Genomic DNA, 22,768 nt, shown 5'->3' on the forward strand with positions numbered 1-22,768 from the left:
GACACCGCGCGTGTAATCGAGAGGCAACCATGACCATCAATCTCAACGTTCCCGACATTCACGAGCTGAAGCCGCGGATCACTGTATTCGGCGTCGGCGGCGCTGGCGGCAACGCGGTCAACAACATGATCACGGCCGGACTGGTCGGGGTCGATTTCGTGGTTGCCAACACTGATGCGCAGGCGCTGACCATGTCCAAGGCGCAGCGCATTATCCAGATGGGCACGCAGGTCACCCAGGGTCTCGGCGCCGGTTCGCAGCCCGATGTCGGCGCTGCCGCGGCGCAGGAAGTCATCGACGAAATTCGCGATCACCTCTCAGGGGCGAACATGGTGTTCGTCACCGCCGGAATGGGCGGCGGCACTGGCACCGGTGCTGCGCCGGTTATCGCCAAGGCCGCGCGCGAAATGGGGATCCTGACCGTCGGCGTCGTCACCAAGCCGTTCCACTTCGAGGGCCAGCGCCGGATGCGCACCGCCGACTCTGGGATCGGCGAACTGCACAAGGTGGTCGATACGCTGCTGATCATTCCCAATCAAAACCTGTTCCGCGTGGCTAATGAGAAGACCACCTTCGCCGACGCCTTCGCGATGGCCGATCAGGTGCTTTACTCGGGCGTGGCCTGCATCACGGACCTGATGGTGAAGGAAGGTTTGATCAATCTCGACTTCGCTGACGTCCGCGCCGTGATGCGCGAGATGGGCAAGGCGATGATGGGCACCGGGGAAGCTTCCGGCGAGAAGCGCGCGCTCACTGCTGCCGAAGCGGCGATCGCCAATCCGCTGATCGACGACAGTTCGATGAAGGGCGCCAAAGGGCTCCTGATTTCGATCACCGGCGGAAAGGACCTCACCCTGTTCGAGGTCGACGAAGCCGCCACGCGGATTCGCGAGGAAGTCGACCAGGACGCCAACATCATCGTCGGCGCCACCTTCGATGAGAGTCTCGACGGTATCATCAGGGTATCCGTGGTCGCGACCGGCATCGACCAGGGCACGATCGCGCGCGCTGCGGCCACTCCGGCCGCGAAGACGGTATCCGCTGCGCCCGACCCCCGTGCGGCCGAATTGACTGCAAAGCTCCGTGAGGACAACAAGCGTGCTTCCGCTAATCTCGCCCAGAAGCCCATCGAGCCCCGGCCTGCCGTGCAGCCGGCTCAGGCCCCGACCGCTCAACCCGCCGCTAATGTAGAGCGTGCAGCGTTGGAGGCGATTGCTGCGGCGGTTGCCGAGCCAACGCCGCCACCGCCTGCTCCGGCTCCCGTGCAGCCGGCCTCGTACGGCGACGTTACTGTTCGGCCGATTGCGCAGAAGCCGACGCTGTTCCCAGATCACGATCCTGCGCCGCGCGAGCAGCACGAGCCGCCGCCGCCGGAAAACTTCATCCCGCAGCCGGCCGAACGTGCCCCGGTCCGCGTTCCTCGGATGCCGAGGATGGAAGAACTCCCGATGCCGGCTCAGAATGAAATCCGACAGGCCCGGGGCGAGGTCGACGGAGAGCATCCGCAGAAGAATCGGCTGTCACTTCTGCAACGTCTGGCCAATGTTGGCCTCGGCCGGCGCGATCAGGACGCCGAGCCTCCTCTCGCGGGTCGCGAGGCCGGGCCAGCCATGGCTCAGATGCCGCCATTGCCGGAGCGCCGGCCGCAGCGCAGCGTTGCCGAGCAGATGGGTAACGAGCCGGTATCAGAGTACGCGCGCCGTCCGTCGCCTCAAGGACTGGATTCTCACGGCCGTCCGGTTCCCGTTACGCCCGCCCCGCAAGGCGATGATCACCTGGATATCCCCGCTTTTCTTCGCCGCCAGGCCCACTGAAGTCTGTAACAATTGAAAATTGGAAAGGGCTCCGACCTTTTGGGTCGGAGCCCTTTCTTCTTGATACGGTATCTAGATTTTCTACGTATTGTGCTGAAATTAATTGAAAATTAGTGTCTTCGGATTTTCGTAGAAGGTCACGCTCCGACAGAAAATTTGGTTAAGGGGCGGCGTGATTGCGGCGGAGATGGGGTAACAATCGGTAAAGAAGCGTGAGTTGGCGTGCTTTGTGGCAACCGGTATGTTCTAGGCGTGACTTTGGGGATCACGAATCGATTCGTCGCCTTTACAGGCGGAGACATCGGCTTTCGGGATTAGTCACTTGGGCAAGACTTTATGAGATTCAACCGCCAGACGACGCTTCGTTCGCGAGCCACCGTGACGGGTGTCGGCGTTCATTCCGGACTACCAGTCAATTTGACCCTTGGGCCTGCCTCGATCGATGCGGGTTTTATTTTTGTCCGTATCGGTCCCGATGGAACCGAACGTCGGGTGCGAGCTGCGGTAAAGTCCGTCACCGCGACCCAGTTTGCCACTGTCCTGGGCGACCAGCAAGGCTCGCTTGTCTCCACCGCCGAACACGTTCTTGCTGCATTGCGAGGCCTTGGGGTCGACAATGCAACCATTGAACTCGACGGGCCTGAAGTACCGATTATGGATGGCAGTTCGGCGGCGTTCGTCGCCGCGATCGATCAGGCTGGTATTGTCGAGCAGTCGGCAGCGCGCCGCTTCATCCAGGTTCTGAAAACGGTCCGGGTGAAGAAGGGCGAGGCGTTCGGCGAACTGCGACCGCACAGGCGCGGTTTTCGCATCGACATCGAGATCGATTTCGCCAATCCGGTGATCGGCCATCAGGATTATTCCATCGATCTCAATCCCGAAAGTTTTCGTCGCGAAATTAGCCGGGCTCGAACCTTCGGTTGCATGAACGATGTCGAAAGACTCCGGAGCGCGGGTTTTGCGTTGGGCGCGTCATTTGAAAACTCCATGGTGTTCGATGATGAGCGCCTGTTGAATACCGGCGGTCTGCGCTACGCCGACGAGTGTGTGCGACACAAGGCTCTCGATGCGATCGGCGATCTGGCTCTCGCAGGGTTTCCGCTGATCGGCGGCTATCGTTCGGTGCGTGGCGGGCACAAGCTCAACCACGCGGTGCTCACGGCTCTTATGGCCGATCGGACTGCCTGGCGGGTGGTTGAGGATCAGCCGGCCCCGCGTCCGCGCAGTCAGGGCGAAGTGGTCGGCGGAATGGTGGGCGGTATGGTTGCGGCCTATGGTCCCAACGTGTCCTGAGTTCTGCCCGGCCTCGCACGCTTTCATCCATTCTGCTCCATACGCGCGCCCTGATCCTGCACGGCTCCGCAGTCTCAGGCGAAATGCTTGAATGATAGTATGGACAGGCGAGATCCGAATGAATCGGACCAAAGCCTTACTTTCGATCGAACATGATCTTATCCAAAAAGTGATTTCCGCTCGGGACCGCGCCCGGTGTTCCCGCCTTAATCCCGGCGAAATACCTGCTTACCCCGTTGGTGGACGGATTCTTTTCGGCTAAACGGGTCGCGGTAAAAGCAGCGCATCCTGTTTGCCTCGTGCTTGGATCGCCGTATCACGGACGTCGGATTTTCATCAATGTTGGCTAAGCGTATGGCGCTCGGACTGAGCGAGTTCATGGATCGCGCCGCTCTTGATCGGCTTGGCGGGAAACTCCGGCTCGCCGCCAGTCTTGCACTTGTTGCCGTTACCGTGGCCGGCTGCGGGACCGGACCGCTCTTGGACAAGCTCACGGCAAAGGACGAACAGACCTTCAGCGATGATCCTGCGGACAAGCTCTACAATGAGGGCTTGTTCCTGATGAACAAGGAGCGTGACCTCAAGGCAGCCACGAAGAAATTCGACGAGGTCGACCGCGAGCACCCCTATTCGGAATGGGCGCGGAAGTCGTTGTTGATGTCGGCCTATGCATCTTATCAGGCGGGCGATTACGATACGTGCATCGGCTCCGCGTCGCGCTACGTGACGCTCCATCCGGGCACCCCGGACGCCGCCTATGCGCAATATTTGATCGCCGTCTCGAACTACGACCAGATCCCCGATGTCTCGCGCGACCAGGCTCGCACCGAAAAAGCCATGCACTCCATGGAAGAGGTGATCCGTAAATATCCGACGTCCGAATATGCCGGCGAAGCTAAGAAGAAACTTCAGGCCGCGCGCGATCAACTCGCCGGCAAGGAAATGGCGATCGGCCGCTATTATATGGAGCGACGTGATTATACGGGCGCCATCAACCGCTATAAGGCCGTGGTGACGCGCTACCAGACCACGCGGCATGTCGAGGAAGCGCTGGCGCGGCTGACCGAAGCCTACATGGCGATTGGAATCGTTGCCGAGGCGCAGACCGCCGCGGCTGTGCTCGGCCACAACTTTCCGGACAGTCGCTGGTACAAGGACGCCTACAATCTCGTGACATCGGGGGGAAGTCAGCCCAGCGAGAATAAGGGCTCGTGGATCAGCAAGGCGTTCAGGAAAGTGGGGCTTGGCTAGACATTCCCAAGCCGTTTCAGCGAATGCTGTTGCGAATGCGGAATCGAAGGATGCCCCTTGGGCTGCCAATGCTGTGGTCAATCCGCGGCTCTGGTTTCGCGATCCGAACTTCGCTAGTCTCCGTGCCACGCTTCTCTGCACCTCTCAACGACTTTTGGCAGGAACCGGCCTCCTATGCTTGCGCGCCTTTCGATCCGCGACATCGTCCTGATCGAGCGGCTCGACATCGAGTTCGCCTCCGGTCTTGCGGTGCTGACCGGCGAGACCGGCGCGGGAAAATCCATTCTGCTTGATGCCTTTGCGCTGGCGCTCGGCGGTCGCGGCGATGCCGGGCTGGTCCGTCACGGCGCGGAGCAGGGTCAGGTCACGGCCACCTTCGATGTTCCCAAGAACCATCCGGCCTGCGTCATCCTGACCGCCAATGGCATCGACGGCTCTATTTCTGAAGATTCGGGCGAGATGATTCTTCGACGGGTTCAACTCGCCGACGGTCGCACCCGAGCCTTCATCAATGATCAGGCGATCAGCGTGCAGACCTTGAAGGCGGTAGGCGCGACGCTGGTGGAAATTCATGGCCAGCATGACGAGCGGGCGCTGGTCGATGCATCGACCCACCGTCGGCTGCTCGATGCCTCTGCGGGGCTGGACACCGAGGTCGCCGCGCTGGAGGTGTTGTGGGAAGCTCGCCGCCGCGCCCGCGCGACGCTTGACGATCATCGCGCCGGCGTGGAGCGCGCCGCGCGAGAGGCCGAGTTTCTGCGTCATGCCTCCGACGAGTTAACGCAACTCGCACCGCAGGACGGCGAGGAAACCGCGCTTGCCGAACGCCGTGCCACGATGATGGCGGGCGAAAAGATCGCGACCGACCTGCGCGAGGCGCAGGACGTCGTCAGCGGTCATGGCTCACCGGTGAGCGTGCTGGCGGCTGCGGTGCGGCGGCTGGAACGGCGAGCTGCGAATTCGCCGCAACTGGTCGAGCCGGCGGTCAGGGCCATCGATGCCGCCATCAACGCGCTGGAGGAGGCGGACCAGCATCTCGCGGCGGCGCTCGTTGCCGCCGATTTCGACCCGGCCGAGCTGGAGCGCATCGAGGAACGGCTGTTCGCGCTGCGCGCGGCGTCGCGCAAATATGCGACGCCGGTGGACGGCCTGGCTGCGCTTGCCAAGAAATACGCTGCGGAAGTCGCACTGATTGATGCCGGTGCGGATCGATTGACCGTTCTGGAAAAAGAGGCGGCCGACGCCGAAAAACGTTATGCAGCGGCAGCGGCGAAACTCTCGGCCGCGCGCACGAAGGCTGCTGACAAGCTCGACAAGACAGTCAACGTCGAGCTTGCGCCACTGAAACTCGAACGCGCCAGATTTTCCACGCAGATCGAGTCCGACCCGTCGGCACCGGGACCGCAAGGCTTCGACCGCGTCGAGTTCTGGGTGCAGACCAATCCCGGCACGCGACCGGGGCCGCTGATGAAGGTCGCCTCGGGAGGCGAGCTGTCGCGCTTCCTGCTGGCGCTGAAGGTGGTGCTCTCCGACAAGGGCTCGGCGCCAACGCTGGTGTTTGACGAGATCGACACCGGAGTTGGCGGCGCAGTTGCTGACGCCATCGGTGCGCGGCTGGCGCGCTTGGCCTGCAAGGTGCAGGTGATGGCGGTGACGCACGCGCCGCAGGTCGCGGTGCGGGCCGATCAGCATCTGCTTATTTCAAAGGATGCGCTGGATCGCGGCAAGCGCGTCGCCACGCGTGTTGCGACGCTGGCTGAGGATCACCGCCGCGAGGAGATCGCGCGGATGCTCGCCGGTGCGGAGATCACCGCGGAGGCTCGCGCCGCCGCGGACCGGCTGCTGAAAGCGGCGGGGTAAGTCGCTGTGGCGGCGAAGCCCAAAACGCCTCCGCCCGTCGATCTCCTCACCAGGTCGCAGGCTCGGGTTGAGCACAAGCGGCTTGCGCTCGAGATCGAGACGCATAACGAACGCTACTACCAGCAGGACGCGCCGACGATCTCAGACTCCGCCTACGACGCACTGCGGCAGCGGCTCGAAGCGATCGAGGCCCGCTTTCCGGACCTCGTCACTGCAAGCTCGCCCACGCAGACCGTCGGATCCGCCCCCGCGCGCGGCTTCGCGAAAGTGCAGCACGCGGTGCCGATGCTGTCGCTCGGCAATGCCTTCAGCGACGCTGAGGTCGCGGAATTCGTCGAACGCATCCGGCGTTTTCTGAAACTTGCCCCGGACGAATTCCCCGCCATTGTCGCCGAGCCGAAGATCGATGGCCTGTCGCTATCGTTGCGCTACGAGCGCGGCGAACTGGTGCGCGCGGCGACGCGCGGCGACGGCTTCACCGGCGAGGATGTCACCGCCAATGTCCGCACTATCAAGGACGTGCCGCAGACGCTCACAGGCCGCAACATTCCCGCCGCCTGCGAGTTGCGCGGCGAGGTCTACATGCTGAAGCAGGATTTTCTTGCGCTGAATAAAAAGCAGCAAGAAGCTGGCGATACCGTGTTCGCCAATCCTCGCAATTCGGCCGCCGGTTCGTTGCGGCAGAAGGATGTCGCGGTCACCGCGTCGCGACCGCTGAAATTCTTCGCCTATGCATGGGGGGAAATGACGGATCGGCCCGCCGACACCCAACACGGCATGCTGGAGTGGCTCAGGGGCGCCGGATTCGTCGTCAATCCGCTGATCGAGTTGTGTCATAGCGTCGAGGAGGTGCTGGCGTTTTATCGCCGCATCGGCGAGCAGCGCGTCACGCTCGACTACGACATCGATGGCGTGGTCTATAAGGTCGACCGGCTCGACTGGCAGGAGCGGCTCGGCTTCGTATCGCGAAGCCCACGTTGGGCGATCGCGCACAAGTTCGCTGCCGAGCAGGCAATCACAATCCTCAAGGGCATCGACATTCAGGTCGGCCGCACCGGTGCATTGACGCCGGTGGCGCGGCTTGAGCCCATCACCGTTGGCGGCGTTGTGGTGCAAAACGCGACGCTGCACAACGAAGACTACATTAGAGGCATTGGAAATGACGGCCAGCCGATCCGCGACGGTGTTGATCTTCGCGTCGGCGACACCGTGGTGGTGCAGCGCGCTGGTGACGTGATTCCGCAGGTGGTCAGTGTTGTCATCGACAAGCGGCCAACGAGCGCCAAGCCGTATGCGTTTCCGCACAAGTGTCCGATCTGCGGCAGTCACGCCGTACGCGAGGAGGGCGAGGCGGTGCGCCGCTGCACCGGAGCACTGATCTGCCCGGCGCAGGCGGTGGAGCGGCTCAAGCATTTCGTCTCGCGTCTTGCCTTCGACATCGACGGTCTCGGTGAAAAGCAAATCCAGGAGTTCTATGACGACGGCCTCATCATGCATCCGGTCGACATCTTCACGTTGCAGAAGCGCGACGCGCGCGCGACAAAGAAGCTGCGTGATCGCGAAGGTTATGGTGAGGTCTCAGTGCGCAACCTGTTCGCTGCGATCGACGCTCGCCGCAAGATCGAACTGAACCGGTTGATCTTCGCGCTCGGCATCCGCCATGTCGGTGAGGGCAACGCCAAGCTGCTGGCGCGGCATTACGGTAGTATCGAGAATTTTCGCAGCACCATGGCGGAGGCCGCTGCGGCGCAGACAGAGGCGGGCAATGATTCCGAAGCCTATGCCGACCTCAACAACATCGGAGGCATCGGCGATATCGTCGCCGACGCGGTGGTCGAGTTCTTCGCTGAGACGCGCAACGTCAAGGCGCTGAACGACCTGCTCGCGGAGATCGAGGTGCTGCCGGTCGCGCAGGCCCGCAGCGACTCGGCCGTGGCCGGCAAGACCGTTGTGTTCACGGGTTCGCTGGAAAAATTCACGCGCGACGAGGCTAAGGCATCGGCTGAGCGGATGGGCGCGAAAACGTCCAGCTCGGTGTCGAAGAAGACCGATCTTGTTGTCGCTGGCCCCGGCGCGGGCTCGAAGCTCAAGGACGCCGAGAAGTTCGGCGTGAAGGTGATTTCGGAAGACGAGTGGCTGCAACTGATCGAGGGATAAGAGATTCCCCGAGTGGTGCGTCGAGGACGTGATGGCGCTCAAGCTGCTGGCTGGCCGATCGTCACTGTCAGCGTGCCGACGCCGTCGCAGCCGCATTCGACGTGGTCGCCCGGCTGAAGGGGCGAGACGCCGGCTGGCGTTCCGGTCATGATGATGTCGCCGGCGTCAAGCGCGACCTGTTGCGAGAGCTGCGCGATGATCTCCGGCACATTCCAGATCATCTGCGCGAGATCTCCGGATTGGGTTTCCCTGCCATTGACCGCGAGCCAGATGTGGCCCTTCGACGGATGCCCGATCTTGGCGGCGGGTTGCAGAGCGCTGCAGGGCGCAGCGTGATCGAACGATTTTGCGATCTCCCAGGGCTGCTTCTTTTCGCGCACAGCGTTTTGCAGGTCGCGCCGGGTGAGGTCGATGCCGACGGCGTAGCCGTAGACGTGATCGAGCGCGGTGTCGGCGGGGATGCGCAAGCCGCCGCTCTTCATCGCGACGATCAGTTCGACTTCGTGATGCAGATTCTGGGTGAGGGGCGGATAGGGGATAACCGCGCCGTTGGCGTCGATCATATCGGCGTGTTTGGCGAAGAAGAACGGCGGCGCGCGCTCGTCGTGGCCCAATTCGCGGATATGGTCGAGATAGTTGCGCCCGACGCACCAGACGCGGCGGACCGGAAAAAATCTGTCGTCGCCTGCGACCGCGATGACGGGTTGGGGCGGCTGTGGAATCACGAACGACGATACGCTCATGCGGACTCTCCGCTCTGCCTGCGCTGGCGCGACGAGATCGTCATTGCGGACAATCGCAATGAGCTTACGCTGACGCGCTCAAGGGGGCCAGCGTCAGCGGCGCTGTCTCACGATGCTGCAGGCGGAAGAACGAAGCATAGCGTCCGCCGCTCCGCAGCAGGTCGTCGTGGCGCCCGCGCTCGACGATCTCGCCGTTCTCGACCACAAGAATGGCGTCGGCATGCATGATGGTATGCAGGCGGTGCGCGATCACGATCGTGGTCCGATTGCGGCACAGGTGCTCGATCGCTTCCTGCACCTGCTTTTCGGATTCCGAATCGAGTGCGGCGGTGGCCTCGTCCAGCAGGATGATCGGCGCGTCCTTGATGAGCGCGCGCGCCACGGCGATGCGTTGGCGTTGCCCGCCGGAGAGCTGGGTGCCGTGCTCGCCCACAGGGGTATCGTAGCCGAGCGGAAAGCTCATAATGAAGTCGTGAGCGCAGGCGGCTTTCGCCGCCGCGACGATCTCGTTCTCGTTGGCGCCGGGGCGACCGAACGCGATGTTCTCGCGGATGGTGGCGCGGAACAGGTAAACGTCCTGGCCGACATAGGCAGTCTGCTGGCGTAGCGATGTGCGCGATACGCCGGAGATAACCTGCCCATCGATCAGGATGTCGCCGTCGGTGACTTCATACAGGCGCAGCAATAGCGCCAGCACGGTGGATTTTCCGCCACCCGATGGGCCGACCAGCGCCGTCATCTTGCCCGGCTCGGCGACAAAGCTCATGCGCTTGAGCACGGGCTCGTCGGCGCGATAGGCGAACGTGACATCCCGCAACTCGACGCGCGCGTCGGTCAATTGCAGAGCGGGTTTGTCACTGTCGTCCGGCTCGCTGGCGGGGCTGTCCACGATTTCAATCAGCTTGCGCGCGCCGATCAGGCTGCTGTTGAGTTCGATGTTGAGACGGGCCAGCCGCTTGGCTGGCTCATAGGCCAAGAGAAAGGCTGCGAGGAACGAAAAGAACTGGCCCGGCGTCGCGCCCATGGCGACAACGCGATAGCCGCCATACATCAGCGCGCCCGCGATGGCGAAACCGCCAAGCGTTTCCATCAGCGGGCTGGCGCGGTTCGAAACCCGCGCCATCTTGTTGTTGGTTTGCTCCACCGCGGCGATGCTGGCGTCGATCCGCTCGCGCATGGTCTGTTCGAGCGTGAACGCCTTGACGGTCCGAATACCTTGCAGCGACTCCTGCATCGTCTCCATGATGTCGGCGGTGCCATGGAACTGCATGTGCGCTAGCCCCTTGATGCGCTTGACCAGCTTGCGCAGCACGATCATCGCGGGCGGCGCCACCAGCGCGCCAAGCAGCGACATATACGGATCCTGCATCACCATCACGACGACGAGCGCGATCAACGACAGGAGATCGCGACCCACGGCGTTGATCAGCAGGTTGAGCACCTGGGTGACCGATGTCGCGCCGGCCGTGAGCCGCGCGAGAAACTCCGATGAATGTCGCTGCGAGAAATAGCCGATGCTCTCGCTCATCAGCTTCGCAAACAAGCGGCGCTGATTATTGGCGAGAATGGCGTTGCTGATCCGGGACAGGATCACGGAATGACCGTAGGTCGCCGCACCCTTGACCACGAAGATGACGAGCACCACAATCGACAGCATGAAAATGCCGTGGACATTGCGGTCCACATAAGCCTGATTGATGACTTCGCCGAGCAGGTAGGCCGAGGTCGCCGTCGCCGCCGCGGAGACGGCCATCAGCGCAAATGCGGCGAGGTAGCGCCGCCAATAGGCCATGCCCTGTTCCGTGATCAGGCGGCGGATGAGGACGGCCGCGCCATAGGGATCGTCGGTAATTTTCTTCGGCGGTTCGGTCATCGCGTTCCGTTGACGCCGTGAATCGGCGGTTGCCCGCGCGTCAGGGTATTGCGAAAGCTCCGACTCAATGCCCGCAATAGCAGCCTTTTTCAAGCGAAAACCGGGTTTCGCCCGGTTTGTCAGGCTGATGCCGCGAGCGCCTCCGAGACTTGTCGGCCCGCCAGCTTTTCTTCCCATGCCAGCGCGTGCGCGGCGATGGTCGCGAGGTCGTCGTATTGCGGCGTCCAGTCGAGTGCCGTGCGAATCCGGCTCGTGTCGGCGATCATGGTCATGATATCGCCGGGGCGGCGGTCGGAATAGTGAACCGCGAAGTTGCGGCCGCAGACCCGGCGGACCGCTTCGATCGTTTCCAGAACGGAATAGCCGCGTCCATATCCGCAATTCAACGTGGTCGAGCATCCGCCGTTTTGCAGGTAGGTCAGCGCGGCGCGATGGGCTTGCGCCAGATCGCTGACATGAATGAAGTCGCGAATGCAGCTTCCGTCCGGCGTCGGATAGTCGGTGCCGAACACGTCGATCTTGGCGCGCTGCCCGGTCGCGGCTTCGACTGCGATTTTCAGCAGGTGCGTGGCTCCCGCGGTCGAGAGGCCGATACGCGCCTGTGGGTCTGCGCCCGCGACATTGAAGTAGCGCAGCACCACGTAGTTCATGCCATGTGCGGTCGCGACGTCGCGCAGCATGATCTCCGTCATCAGCTTCGACGATCCGTAAGGGGAGAGCGGTCGGGTCGGAGCTTCTTCAGGAACCGGCATCCGGTCGGGATTGCCGTAGACTGCGGCGGTTGACGAAAAGATGAAGCGGTTGACCCCGCATCTGACGGCGGCGTTCAGAAGGCTGCGAGTCGTCATCGTGTTGTTACGATAGTAGGCGAGCGGATCGCGCATCGACTCGGGCACCACCACGGAACCCGCAAAGTGAATGATGCTTTCGATGCCGTTCTGGGCGATGACGTTCTCGACGAGATTTTCGTCTCCGGTGTCGCCGATGAACAGCGGTACGCCCTCGGGGAGCGCCGACGAGAATCCGGTGGACAGGTTGTCGATCACGACGACGTTCTCGCCGGCCTCAGCCAGCGCGAGCACCATATGACTGCCGATGTAGCCGGCTCCACCGGTGACAAGCACGGTCATATCTGCTCCTTTGTACCAAAGTGTGCGGCGGGTCCCGCGGTCGCCGAAGTGTCCCACAAAAGAATGGAATTGCCGTATAGCATGACCGTGAACGACCAGATTTCGTCCGTCTGATCTCGGGATTCGACATTATGGTTGCCAAACTGTAACGGGAACCGGTCTTTCTTTGAGCAGCTGCGGCCGTCGATGACCGACATTCTCATCATCAAGACATCCTCGCTCGGCGACGTCGTGCATCAGATGCCGGCGATCGTCGATGCCGTGCATGCATGTCCGCAGTTGCGGGTGACGTGGCTGGTCGAGGAATCGTTCGCGCCGTTGGTGCGGCTGCACCCCTCAGTCGCCGACATCATTCCTGTCGCGACGCGGCGCTGGCGTTCGCAACTCGGTGCCGGGGCCACATGGCGCGAGATCGCCAAGTTCCGGGCGAGGCTTCGCGAGCGATCGTTCGACAAGGTGATCGATACTCAGGGCCTGATCCGCTCGGCGATCATGGCGCGCGTCGCGCGCGGCGAGCGCCACGGTTATGACGGTCGCAGCATCCGCGAACCCTTAGCCGCGCGATTCTACGACGTCAGGCACGCGGTAGGGAGCAATCTCCACGCGGTGACGCGCAACCGGATCCTGACCGGTCTGTCGCTCGGATATCAGTCGCCCCACGACGTTGACTACGGTCTGCGCCCGTTCATGCGGACAGGTGGTCAGCCCTATGCAGTCTTGCTTCACGGTACCTCCCGGCTCTCGAAAACGTGGCGTGCGGAGGACTGGATCGAAACCGGCCGCTGGCTGAGTGCGAACGGATTGCAGACCGTGCTTCCGTGGGGCACCGAGGCCGAACGCCTGTTATCCGAACGGTTGTCGGGAGACATCGCGGGCAGTCGTGTCCAGCCGCGCCAGACTCTCGATCTGACCGCACGGATGATCGGCAATGCGGCGTTGGTGATCGGCGTCGATACCGGCCTGATGCATCTTGCGGCAGCGTATCGCGTTCCGCTCGTCGGCATCTATGTCAGCACCGACCCCGGTCTGACCGGGCCGGTCGGCAGTGGCCGCATGGCGGTTCTAGGCGGCAAGAACGGTCCGCCTTCCGCGGGGCAGGTGATCGATGCCGCGGAGCGATTGCTTGCTTAGGCACGTGGCGTGATTGCACTGGATATCTCTGCAAGCACCCGCGCGACGAATGCGTCGAGGTCACCGCCGCTAAACAGGAAGCCCGGAATGCCCGCACCGGCAGCGGCTTCGATATCGCTCTCGCGGTCGCCGATGGCAAAGCTGCCGTGCTGCCGCACCGGCCAATGCTGCATCAGGTCGAGGATCATGCCGGGCTTCGGTTTGCGCCAGGGATGATCTTCCAGATATCCGGCGACGCTGCCGTCGGGGTAGTGCGGGCAATACCTGAAGTCGTCAATCCGCGCGCCCTGCGACGCGAGATGGGACTGCATCCACAGGTGCAGATTACGAACATCATCCTCGCTGAAAAAGCCGCGCGCGACACCGGATTGATTGGTGAAGATGAAAACGAAATAGCCGGCCTCGTTCAGCCGCTGGATCGCCCTGGCGACGCCGGGCATCCAACGAATGCGATCACGCGTACCCATATAGCTGTCGTCATGATTGATGACGCCATCACGGTCCAGGAAGGCGGCGGGTTTGCCGGCCTGAGCGATCTCCGCTCCGCTCACTTGCGGCCCGCTCCGTCCACCAGGGCGTGCTCCACGTTATCGCAGATCGCGTGAGCCGCGGTCATGTGGATCTGCTGAATCACCGGGGTGTCGTCGCTCGGCGCAACGAGAAGGCGGTCGCAGATCTCGTGCAGGCTTTGCCCTTTGAGGCCGGTAAAACCGACGGTGACAAGTCCGAGCCGTCGCGCGGCGGATAGGGCAGCGAGGATGTTTGGGGACCGTCCCGAGGTGGACAGCGCCAGCAGCACGTCGCCAGGTCGGCCCAGACTCTCGATCTGCCGGGCGAAAATCTGCTCGAAGCCGTAATCGTTGGAGATAGCGGTGAGAGCGGACGTATCGGTCGTCAGGGCGATGGCGGCGTAGCCGGGCCGTTCTTTCCTGTAACGCCCGACGATTTCCGAGGCGATGTGTTGGGCGTCGGCGGCGCTTCCGCCGTTTCCGATCAGAAGCACTTTATTTCCGGAACGGAGCGCGTCGATGATCGTGACAGCAATGTCGCTTACGACTGCGAGCAGCGCCGTGTCATTGGCTGCGCGCTGGAGGGCCGTCAGCGATTGCTGAAAATGGGTTGCGATCGGGTTCTGGCTCAAGACGCACCTTTGTCACCGTGATGGCCAGAGCATTTTCGCTTCTGATTGAATCAGAAGCGAAGCTCTAGATTGTTATTTTAACGCGTTTCTTCCCGCGAACCGGTATCCACTTCGCTCGAAAACGCTATAGCAGTGGTAATGAGCGCGTCATACCCAGGCAAGCATGGCGTGCGTCAACGTGCATCGTGCGCGCCGGCCTCCGCAAGCACCCGTTCCGCGATCGCGATTACCTCTGCTGCGGGGATATCGCGCATGCAACGATGATCATTCCTGGTGCAGACCGGACGATGGCATGGTTGGCACGGGAGAGGCGTTTTCACCTGAATCGTCGCGGCGAGCCCGTTCAAGGGCGCCCAGTGATAGGGGCTGGTCGGCCCGAAAATTCCCAGTGTCGGCGTTCCGATCGCAGCCGCGACGTGCAGCAGACCGGAGTCGTTCGATATTGCAATGGTGGCCCCCGCCATCGCCAGAATGCCGTTTCGCAGGTCGTGACCCGTGAGATCCCGGACCCGCGGGCCTCCGGTTGCCGCGATTTCAGTCGCCATCCCTTTTTCATTGGGGCCGCCGATCACCCAAAGGTCGATTCCGCGCTCAGCCAGCATTCGGGCGGCCTCCGCGTAGGAGGTCCAGCGCTTACTGGAGCCGACCGCCCCGGGTGCCAGCGCCACCGCCGGTCCCGCGCCCAATCCCTGCGCCTGCCGCCAGCGGGTGACGTCTTCGGTGGATATCCGAAGCTGCGGCGCCGGCCATTCAGGTGGCCGGGCTGCCCCGGCCGGAAGCGCCAGGGACGCCTTCCTGTCGATCATGCGGGGCAGGGCTCTTTCGCCCCATCGCCAGCGGTTAAGTAGTCCGAAACGCGCTTCGCCGACAAAACCCACCCGTTCCGGGATGCCGGCCAGCGCGGGCGCGATCGCCGATTTCCAGGTGCGTGGCATGACGAAGGCCGTTCCATACCCGCGCGCGCGCAATTGCCGGGCGAGACTCCACTGTTGCGTCGGTGCCAGCCGGCTGCGGGGCAGGTCCCAGACCACGCCAGCGCGCACTCCGGGCATATAATCGACCAGCGGCGCGCAGAGCGTTGTCACCAGCATATCCACCGGTCGATTCGGCCAGCGCTGTTTGAGCACCCGCACCACCGTGTGGCCGCGCACGAAGTCGCCGATCCACATATAGGGAACAATCAGAATGGGCCGGGTATCGTCCGGGTCGGCCATTTCCGGCCCATATGGTGAATCTGTTTTCATATCTTGATCGATGCGCAATCCAGGATCGATGTTCGGTCCTCGGTATCCGCTCCGACCCGTGAGGTAAAGTTATCTCGCGCGCTGTTTTTCACGGCCCGATCGTCACACGGCAGGCCCACCCAAGTTGCCTCGCGGGCTGGAGTGGGGCAAACCAGTGGGGTGAATTTGACATTCGCCACCCACTTTGCCGCAAACCCGGCAAGGGAATGTCAAATTCATAACTCCACTGGAAAACCTTATGGTTGCTAGTGGGCTCTTGATTCTAACATTTGCAAAGAACGCCTGCCGCGCCGGGATGCAAATGTTAGAACGGACCACTAAGAGTCGCACATCCATGACGGGGACATCATGCTGCTGGTGACCGGGGGCGCCGGTTTTATCGGATCCAATCTCGTTGCCGCGTTGAACGACGCCGGGCGCAGCGATGTGGCGGTGTGCGATGTGCTGGGACATGACGGTAAATGGCGCAACCTCGCCAAGCGGCAGCTTGCGGATATCGTTCCACCCGAGGAATTGATGCGTTGGCTGGACGGCCGTCGTCTGGACGTCGTCTTTCACCTCGGCGCGATCTCCGAAACCACGGCGACCGATGGCGATCTTGTCATCGAGACCAACTTCCGGCTGTCGCTCCGATTGCTCGACTGGTGCACGTCGACCATGACGCCTTTCATCTATGCCTCTTCGGCGTCAACCTACGGCGATGGCGCGCAGGGCTTTCGCGATGATCAATCGTTGGCCGCGCTGCGAGCGCTCCGGCCGATGAATCTCTACGGCTGGAGCAAACACCTGTTCGACATGGCCGTTGTGGACCGCGCCGCCAAAGGTGGTGCTCTGCCGCCGCAATGGGCTGGTCTGAAGTTCTTCAACGTGTTCGGACCGAATGAATATCACAAAGGCTCGATGATGAGCGTGCTGGCGCGCCGCTTCAGCGATGTGAAAGGCTGCCGCCCGGTGCAGTTGTTCAAGTCGCACCGTGAAGGCGTCGCCGATGGCGATCAGCGCCGCGACTTCATTTACGTCGACGACGTCGTTCGTGTGATGATGTGGTTGTTTGCGACGCCTTCGGTCAACGGTCTTTTGAATGTGGGAACTGGCGAGGCGCGCAGCTTTCGCGATCTGATGACGGCGGCCTATGCCTCGCTTGGCACGAAGCCGAATATCGAATACGTCGATATGCCTGAACAGATTCGCGGGGCCTACCAGTATTTTACGCAAGCAGATATCGAGCGCTTGCAAAGCGCTGGTTACAACGGAGGCTTCACGCCTTTGGAGGAAGCCGTCGATGCCTATGTCAAAGGCTATCTGGATCGCGATGATCGCTTTCGCTGACGCGCTGGACCATGATCCCGAAAAGTGGAAACCGGTTTTCGGATAAGATCATGCTCGACCGAAGGATAGGCTTGGGTCTGGTTAATGCGATTGCATCAGACTCCAGCAACAGGTGAAGGGTTTTGATGATCGATTTTGACGACTTGTCGAATGGCTTTTCCGGCCAGACGGTCCTCTGTGTCGGCGATCTCATGCTCGACGAGTTCGTGTACGGCGAGATTTCGCGGATTTCGCCGGAGGCGCCCGCCCCGGTCATCGCGGTTCAGCGGAGCGAAACCAACGTCGGTGGGGCCGGCAATGTGGCGCGCAATATCGCCGCGCTCGGTGCGCGCTGCATCTTCGTTGGATTGGCGGGTGAGGACGACGCCGGCGAGAGGCTCCGGGCCACGCTTTCGCGGGAACGCCTGATCGAACCATTGTTGATTTCGGATCCGGCGCGACCGACGACGCGCAAGGTCCGCTTTGTTTCGGAGCATTTTTCGACCCACATGCTGCGAGCCGATTGGGAAATGGCCGTTCCGGCGTCCGGGGCGGTGGAGCAGACCTTGATCGATGCCATTCTGCCGCAACTGCCACGCGCCGACATCGTATTGTTGTCCGACTATGCCAAGGGAGTGTTGACAGCGCGGGTAATCCGCGACGTCATCGATGCCGCGCGCCGGCTTGGCAAGCGCGTGATCGTCGATCCGAAGAGCGCTAATTTCAACATCTATCGCGGCGCCACGTTGCTCACGCCGAACCGCAAGGAGTTTGCGGATGCGACTCGCACCCGCGCCGACGATCAGCCGAGCATTGCGGCAGCGGCTCGCGAAATGATGCGGCTCGTCGATGGCGAGGCCGTGCTGGTGACGCAAAGCGAGCATGGCATGACGCTGGTGCCGCGTGAGGGCGAGGTCATCCATGTTCCCGCGCACACCGTCAAGGTTCGCGACGTGACGGGCGCCGGCGATACTGTCGTCGCCACGCTCGCGGTTTCGCTTGCCGCGGGCGCAGATTGGGAAACCGCGCTGCGGACAGCGAGCGCCGCAGCCGCCGTCGCCGTCGGCAAGAGCGGGACCGCGATTGTCACGCTCGCGGAACTGCGCCGCAATATTCTGCCGCCGGCCTCTCTGGCCGCCGAAGAGAAAATCGCGCAATCGACGGTCAACCTTGACCAACACCTGACGGCGTGGCGTGCGCAAGGTCTGCGAATTGGCTTCACCAATGGCTGTTTCGATATCCTGCATCCCGGTCACGTCAAGGTGCTGACCGGAGCACGCGCTACGTGCGACCGGCTGGTCGTGGGATTAAACAGCGATGCGTCCGTGATGCGGCTGAAAGGCGAAGGCCGTCCGATCCAGAATGAGCGGGCGCGCGCAGAAGTTCTGGCTGCGCTCGAGGCTGTCGACCTCGTTGTGGTTTTCGAAGAGGACACGCCGATGAACCTGATCGAGCGAATCCAGCCGAATGTTCTCGTCAAGGGCGGAGATTATTCTCTTGAGCAAGTCGTCGGTCAGGAGCTAGTTACTGCACGAGGCGGGGAAGTGGTGCTGATCGATACTCTGAAAGGATTCAGTACGACGTCGCTGGTGAAGCGCGCAGGAGGCCGAGCATGAGAGTCTTGCTCCGCAGTGGCCGGCGTGTTTTCGTTTCTTATACTGTCCGAACCAAAGCCTCATGAATCCGCGCCGAAAGTTTACTTCCCGAAATGTTCTGATCGCGCTGCATGACCTGATAACGGTCGTGGCAGCGGTGCTCGTGAGTTGTTACTTCCGTTTTGATGATCATGATTTTGCCCTGCGCTTGCCACTGCTCTTGAAAGCGCTGCCCTATTTCCTGGCCATCAGCTGCGTTATCTTTTATGTCTTTAACCTGACGACAACAAAATGGCGGTTCATTTCCCTTGTGGACGCCCTCAATATCGTCAAGGCGTCCTCGCTTTTGGCATTCGTCATCCTGGTCTTCGACTACGTCATCATCGCCCCCAATCTTTATGGCACGTTCTTTCTTGGAAAGAAGACGATCATACTTTACTGGCTGTTGCAGATATTTCTGCTCGCAGCTACGCGCTTTACCTATCGGTATTTTCGTTACAAGCGGACCCTTGTTCACGTAAGGGCCGACGACGCAACGCCAGCCATCATCGTCGGACGCGCTGCGGATGCCGAAATTCTCCTGCGTTCGGTCGAGAGTGGCGCGGTCAAGCAATTGCGACCGGTTTGCCTATTGTCGCCGTCGGCCGCTGACATTGGTCAGACGATACGCGGCGTTGCCGTCCTTGGTGGAGTGGATCAACTCGAAGAGGTGATAACGGATTTTGCGGAAAGGCAGACGTCGATCAAGCGCATCATCATGACGCCCTCCGCCTTCGAGCCCGACGCCCAGCCGGAAACGGTTCTCGCTTACGGCCGCAAACTAGGCCTTAAGGTAAGCCGGCTGCCCTCGCTAGGGGAGGGAGGGGAGATTCCGCGCCTGACGCCGGTCGCCGTTGAAGATCTTCTGCTTCGCCCAAGCCGTACCATCGACTACGAGCGGCTCGAAGGCCTGATCAAGAACAAGTCCGTTGTCGTGACCGGCGGCGGCGGATCGATCGGGTCCGAAATCTGCAAACGTGTCGTGACGTTTGGTGCGAGCCGTCTGTTGATCGTCGAAAATTCTGAACCTGCTCTTTATGCGATCGTGGAGGAGTTCAGCTCCACGAGCCGAGCCGCTGTGGTAGAAGGTCGCATTGCTGACATTCGTGATCGCGAGCGGCTGATGCGCTTGATGAACGAATTCAAGCCCGACATTGTGTTTCATGCGGCTGCGCTCAAGCATGTTCCCATCCTCGAGCGGGACTGGGGCGAGGGCGTCAAGACCAACATTTTCGGTTCAGTCAATGTCGCCGATGCCGCGCTGGCATCGGGTGCCGAATCCATGGTGATGATCTCCACCGACAAGGCGATAGAGCCGGTGTCGATGCTCGGGCTGACCAAACGTTTTGCCGAGATGTATTGTCAGGCGCTGGATCGTGAACTGGCGGCACGTGCGGCCGGCAAAGTTCCGATGCGGCTGATTTCAGTCCGTTTCGGCAACGTGCTGGCGTCGAACGGATCGGTGGTACCAAAGTTCAAGGCGCAAATCGAAGCCGGCGGTCCGGTGACAGTCACGCATCCGGACATGGTTCGCTACTTCATGACGATCCGCGAAGCCTGCGATCTCGTCCTTACCGCGGCCAGCCATGCAGCGATGCCGGAACGACATGATGTCTCGGTGTATGTCCTGAATATGGGTCAGCCGGTGAAGATCGTCGATCTGGCCGAACGCATGATCACCCTGTCCGGCCTGCAGCCTCACAGCGACATTGAGATTGTTTTTACCGGGGCGCGGCCGGGCGAAAGATTGAACGAAATCTTGTTTGCAAGCCAGGAGCCGACGATCGAGATCGGCTTACCGGGGATCTTGGCGGCAAAACCGAACGAGCCGCCGATGGACACGGTTCGCGAGTGGGTTGCGGTTCTAAAGGAAGCCGTCGCGAGCGAGAACAAGCTGGCGATCCGATCGATCCTGAAAGATGCCGTGCCGGAGTTCGGCGCGCATCCCGCGCAAACCTCGCCTCTCGCACCCGATATGTCGCGATGAACCGCTGCGTTATTCGGCACTCTCGATTGAGGTCGATCCTTTCTGACTTCTTTCGCCGCTGAAAATCCAGACGAGTCCCCCGAGCGCGCCTACGACCAAAAACACCGCGCCGTACAGCAGCGAGACATTGACGCCTTCGCTAGTCGCCAGTCCGGCATATCCGAAAGTCAGAGCCATGGACGCCTCGCGCACGCCCCAGCCGGCTATCGAGATCGGCAGCATCGTAATCAGCATGACCGGTGGGACAAGCAAGAAAATCTCGCTGAAAAGGATTGGCGCGGCGATTGCCTTCACAACGCACCATGCAATCACCACGGCGAGGATATGGATGAGCAGCGACAGAAACGCAATCTTCGACCAGCGCTCTCGATTGAAGATGGCACGGTTCGTGATGATCGAGCAGGCGCGAAGATGGTGCACGGCCCGGATACGTCCGAGCCAGTGCCAATGCAATCTACCGAGAAGCAGGAAACCACCGGCGGCTGCGAGCGCGACAAGATCGACGAACAGCAATGCGAGCCGGCCTTGGGGATCGCCGATCAGACGGTAACTCCACGGCAGACTCGCGGCGATCAGCAGGGCAAGCGCAATCAGGCCAATCGCGCGGTCGACGAAGATCGAATAGGCCGCTGCCCGCCAACCGGCCGGACCACGTCCGACCAGCCAGAGCCGCATGGCGTCGCCGCCGATCGATGAAGGCAGGGTCTGGTTGAAAAACGAGCCGATCATGCAATAGCGCACCGCCTGTGCGACCGAGAGGCTGGCGCCGCAGTCGGCGCTGATTTCACGCCACCGCATGGCGCTGGCGAACACCTGCAATAGCGTTACGGCAATGCCGAGCGCGATCCAGCCGGCGCTGGTGAAACCGAGGCGCGAGAGGAGGTCAGAGATATCGACCTTACGGAGCGCTAGGTAGAGCAGGGCAGCCGAAATCAGTATTTTTGCCGTTGAAAGCAGAATTTGGCGCATTGCGCTTGTCTGTGCCGAGGTTAAGTTGGCCATCGGGCCCTTCGGGACAAAGTGGACGTCTTGTCTTGGTATGGTTTTGGATTGCCTCTGGCAATAGTCGTGCACAGCGGGGTATTGCAGTCCTGCGATGCCATGGATAACGAGGCAGGGCTACCCCGTGGGCCGCGGCTCACAGTTCCTGAGGAGTGAAATTGTCGGATTATCCGATATTGGTTACCGGCGCGGCGGGCTTCATCGGATTTCACGTCGTCGGCCGACTCCTGAAGCAGGGGCATCGGGTTGTCGGCATTGACAGTCTCAACGATTATTATGATCCTGCACTCAAGGATGGCCGGCTCGAAATCTTGCGCAAGGATTCACACTTTCGTTTTGTCAAAGCCGACCTGGCCAATCGTGAGGCGACGGCCGCATTGTTCGCTGAACACCGCCTTTCGGTCGTGCTCCATCTCGCAGCGCAGGCGGGCGTTCGCTACTCATTGCAGAATCCCCATGCGTACGTCGATTCCAACCTCACGGCTTTTGCGAATGTCCTAGAAGGATGTCGGCACGCCTGCTGTCCTCACTTGCTGTTTGCTTCATCGTCCTCTGTTTACGGCGCAAACACAAAGCTTCCTTTTTCCGTTCATGATAATGTCGATCACCCCGTCAGCCTCTATGCGGCGACGAAGAAGTCCAACGAACTCATGGCGCACGCCTATAGCCACCTCTATCGGATTCCGACGACGGGCTTGCGTTTCTTCACGGTCTATGGCCCGTGGTACCGACCGGACATGGCGCTCTACAAGTTCGCGGACGCGATCGTCGGAGGGCAGCCGATCAAGCTGTTCAATCATGGCAACATGCAGCGAGATTTCACCTACGTCGATGACGTGGTGGAAGCCGTTGTCCGCCTGATCGATCATGCGCCACAGGCTAATGCGAGCTGGTCGGGCGATGCTCCGGATGCGGGGACCAGTTCGGCTCCATGGCGAATCTATAATATCGGCAATAACAAGCCGGCAGAGTTGATGAGCGTCGTCACCCTGCTGGAGAAAGCTCTCGGACGATCCGTGCAAAAGGAACTGCTGCCGATGCAACCCGGCGACGTACAGGCAACATTTGCTGATATCGATGATCTTGCCCGTGACGTCGGTTTCCGTCCCTCGACTTCACTGGAAGATGGTATTCATCGTTTTGCAGCCTGGTATTGTCGTTATCATCGGGTCAATTAGTGCGGCCGTCGGGGTTTGCGTG

17 protein-coding genes are annotated in these 22,768 nt (G+C 61.4%); 10 read left to right on the forward strand and 7 right to left on the reverse strand.

Annotation, left to right across the window (positions count from 1 at the left end; all coding sequences use genetic code 11):
- The first annotated feature begins 29 nt into the window (after positions 1 to 29).
- The 5 genes from ftsZ to ligA all read left to right on the forward strand — a co-directional run bounded on the left by ftsZ (position 30) and on the right by ligA (position 8,375).
- Complete coding sequence (gene ftsZ / locus GGQ85_RS08940) at positions 30 to 1,814, forward strand: cell division protein FtsZ (protein ID WP_309774186.1); 1,785 nt, start codon at positions 30 to 32, stop codon at positions 1,812 to 1,814.
- A gap of 336 nt (positions 1,815 to 2,150) precedes the next feature.
- Positions 2,151 to 3,107, forward strand: coding sequence for a UDP-3-O-acyl-N-acetylglucosamine deacetylase (lpxC, locus tag GGQ85_RS08945; protein WP_079446114.1), 957 nt, complete (start codon positions 2,151 to 2,153; stop codon positions 3,105 to 3,107).
- A 354-nt stretch (positions 3,108 to 3,461) separates the two neighbouring features.
- The gene (locus GGQ85_RS08950; RefSeq protein ID WP_079446115.1) at positions 3,462 to 4,358 is read left to right on the forward strand and encodes an outer membrane protein assembly factor BamD; all 897 of its coding nucleotides are present in this window, start codon (positions 3,462 to 3,464) and stop codon (positions 4,356 to 4,358) included.
- Positions 4,359 to 4,532: 174 nt separating this feature from the next.
- Positions 4,533 to 6,218: a DNA repair protein RecN gene (gene recN / locus GGQ85_RS08955; protein ID WP_309774187.1), complete on the forward strand. Its 1,686-nt coding sequence runs from the start codon at positions 4,533 to 4,535 to the stop codon at positions 6,216 to 6,218.
- A 6-nt stretch (positions 6,219 to 6,224) separates the two neighbouring features.
- Complete coding sequence (gene ligA, locus GGQ85_RS08960) at positions 6,225 to 8,375, forward strand: NAD-dependent DNA ligase LigA (RefSeq protein WP_309774188.1); 2,151 nt, start codon at positions 6,225 to 6,227, stop codon at positions 8,373 to 8,375.
- Between the two features lie 38 nt (positions 8,376 to 8,413).
- Here ligA and GGQ85_RS08965 read toward each other — a convergent pair whose 3' ends face one another.
- The 3 genes from GGQ85_RS08965 to galE all read right to left on the reverse strand — a co-directional run bounded on the left by GGQ85_RS08965 (position 8,414) and on the right by galE (position 12,121).
- Positions 8,414 to 9,118 carry a fumarylacetoacetate hydrolase family protein gene (locus GGQ85_RS08965; RefSeq protein WP_309774189.1) on the reverse strand — a complete coding sequence of 235 codons (705 nt, stop codon included), beginning with the start codon at positions 9,116 to 9,118 and terminating at the stop codon, positions 8,414 to 8,416.
- Between the two features lie 64 nt (positions 9,119 to 9,182).
- On the reverse strand, positions 9,183 to 10,991 hold the full coding sequence (locus tag GGQ85_RS08970; RefSeq protein ID WP_309774190.1) for an ABC transporter ATP-binding protein: 1,809 nt from the start codon (positions 10,989 to 10,991) through the stop codon (positions 9,183 to 9,185).
- A gap of 119 nt (positions 10,992 to 11,110) precedes the next feature.
- On the reverse strand, positions 11,111 to 12,121 hold the full coding sequence (gene galE / locus GGQ85_RS08975) for a UDP-glucose 4-epimerase GalE (RefSeq protein ID WP_309774191.1): 1,011 nt from the start codon (positions 12,119 to 12,121) through the stop codon (positions 11,111 to 11,113).
- 186 nt (positions 12,122 to 12,307) lie between these two features.
- Between galE and waaC the strand changes: the two genes are divergently transcribed.
- A complete protein-coding gene (waaC, locus tag GGQ85_RS08980) occupies positions 12,308 to 13,252 on the forward strand; it encodes a lipopolysaccharide heptosyltransferase I (RefSeq protein ID WP_309774193.1) in 945 nt (314 codons plus the stop codon).
- Here the strand turns inward: waaC and GGQ85_RS08985 are convergent.
- The 3 genes from GGQ85_RS08985 to waaF form a co-directional block, all read right to left on the reverse strand.
- Positions 13,249 to 13,803 carry a D-glycero-alpha-D-manno-heptose-1,7-bisphosphate 7-phosphatase gene (locus GGQ85_RS08985; RefSeq protein ID WP_309774194.1) on the reverse strand — a complete coding sequence of 185 codons (555 nt, stop codon included), beginning with the start codon at positions 13,801 to 13,803 and terminating at the stop codon, positions 13,249 to 13,251. The two genes, waaC and GGQ85_RS08985, sit on opposite strands and share 4 nt — an antisense overlap.
- Positions 13,800 to 14,393: a D-sedoheptulose 7-phosphate isomerase gene (locus tag GGQ85_RS08990; protein WP_079446124.1), complete on the reverse strand. Its 594-nt coding sequence runs from the start codon at positions 14,391 to 14,393 to the stop codon at positions 13,800 to 13,802. Before GGQ85_RS08990 ends, GGQ85_RS08985 begins: the two co-directional genes overlap by 4 nt.
- Positions 14,394 to 14,566: 173 nt before the next feature.
- Positions 14,567 to 15,637, reverse strand: coding sequence for a lipopolysaccharide heptosyltransferase II (gene waaF / locus GGQ85_RS08995; RefSeq protein ID WP_309774195.1), 1,071 nt, complete (start codon positions 15,635 to 15,637; stop codon positions 14,567 to 14,569).
- Positions 15,638 to 15,985: 348 nt separating this feature from the next.
- Here waaF and rfaD point away from each other — a divergent pair, with 348 nt between their 5' ends.
- The 3 genes from rfaD to GGQ85_RS09010 all read left to right on the forward strand — a co-directional run bounded on the left by rfaD (position 15,986) and on the right by GGQ85_RS09010 (position 20,566).
- Positions 15,986 to 16,966 carry an ADP-glyceromanno-heptose 6-epimerase gene (gene rfaD, locus GGQ85_RS09000; protein ID WP_309774198.1) on the forward strand — a complete coding sequence of 327 codons (981 nt, stop codon included), beginning with the start codon at positions 15,986 to 15,988 and terminating at the stop codon, positions 16,964 to 16,966.
- A 125-nt stretch (positions 16,967 to 17,091) separates the two neighbouring features.
- Entirely contained in the window at positions 17,092 to 18,561 is a 1,470-nt protein-coding gene (gene rfaE1 / locus GGQ85_RS09005) for a D-glycero-beta-D-manno-heptose-7-phosphate kinase (RefSeq protein ID WP_309774199.1), read from the forward strand.
- Positions 18,562 to 18,622: 61 nt separating this feature from the next.
- Positions 18,623 to 20,566, forward strand: a complete 1,944-nt coding sequence (locus GGQ85_RS09010) for an SDR family NAD(P)-dependent oxidoreductase (RefSeq protein ID WP_309774201.1) — start codon at positions 18,623 to 18,625, stop codon at positions 20,564 to 20,566.
- A gap of 9 nt (positions 20,567 to 20,575) precedes the next feature.
- On the opposite strand, the gene GGQ85_RS09015 is transcribed toward GGQ85_RS09010, so the two are convergent.
- A complete protein-coding gene (locus tag GGQ85_RS09015; protein WP_309774202.1) occupies positions 20,576 to 21,535 on the reverse strand; it encodes a lysylphosphatidylglycerol synthase transmembrane domain-containing protein in 960 nt (319 codons plus the stop codon).
- Positions 21,536 to 21,726: 191 nt separating this feature from the next.
- Between GGQ85_RS09015 and GGQ85_RS09020 the strand changes: the two genes are divergently transcribed.
- A complete protein-coding gene (locus GGQ85_RS09020) occupies positions 21,727 to 22,746 on the forward strand; it encodes an NAD-dependent epimerase (RefSeq protein WP_309774203.1) in 1,020 nt (339 codons plus the stop codon).
- Positions 22,747 to 22,768 lie beyond the last annotated feature (22 nt).

Origin of the sequence: Nitrobacter vulgaris, from assembly GCF_031453995.1 — a bacterium.
Lineage (GTDB): Bacteria > Pseudomonadota > Alphaproteobacteria > Rhizobiales > Xanthobacteraceae > Nitrobacter > Nitrobacter vulgaris.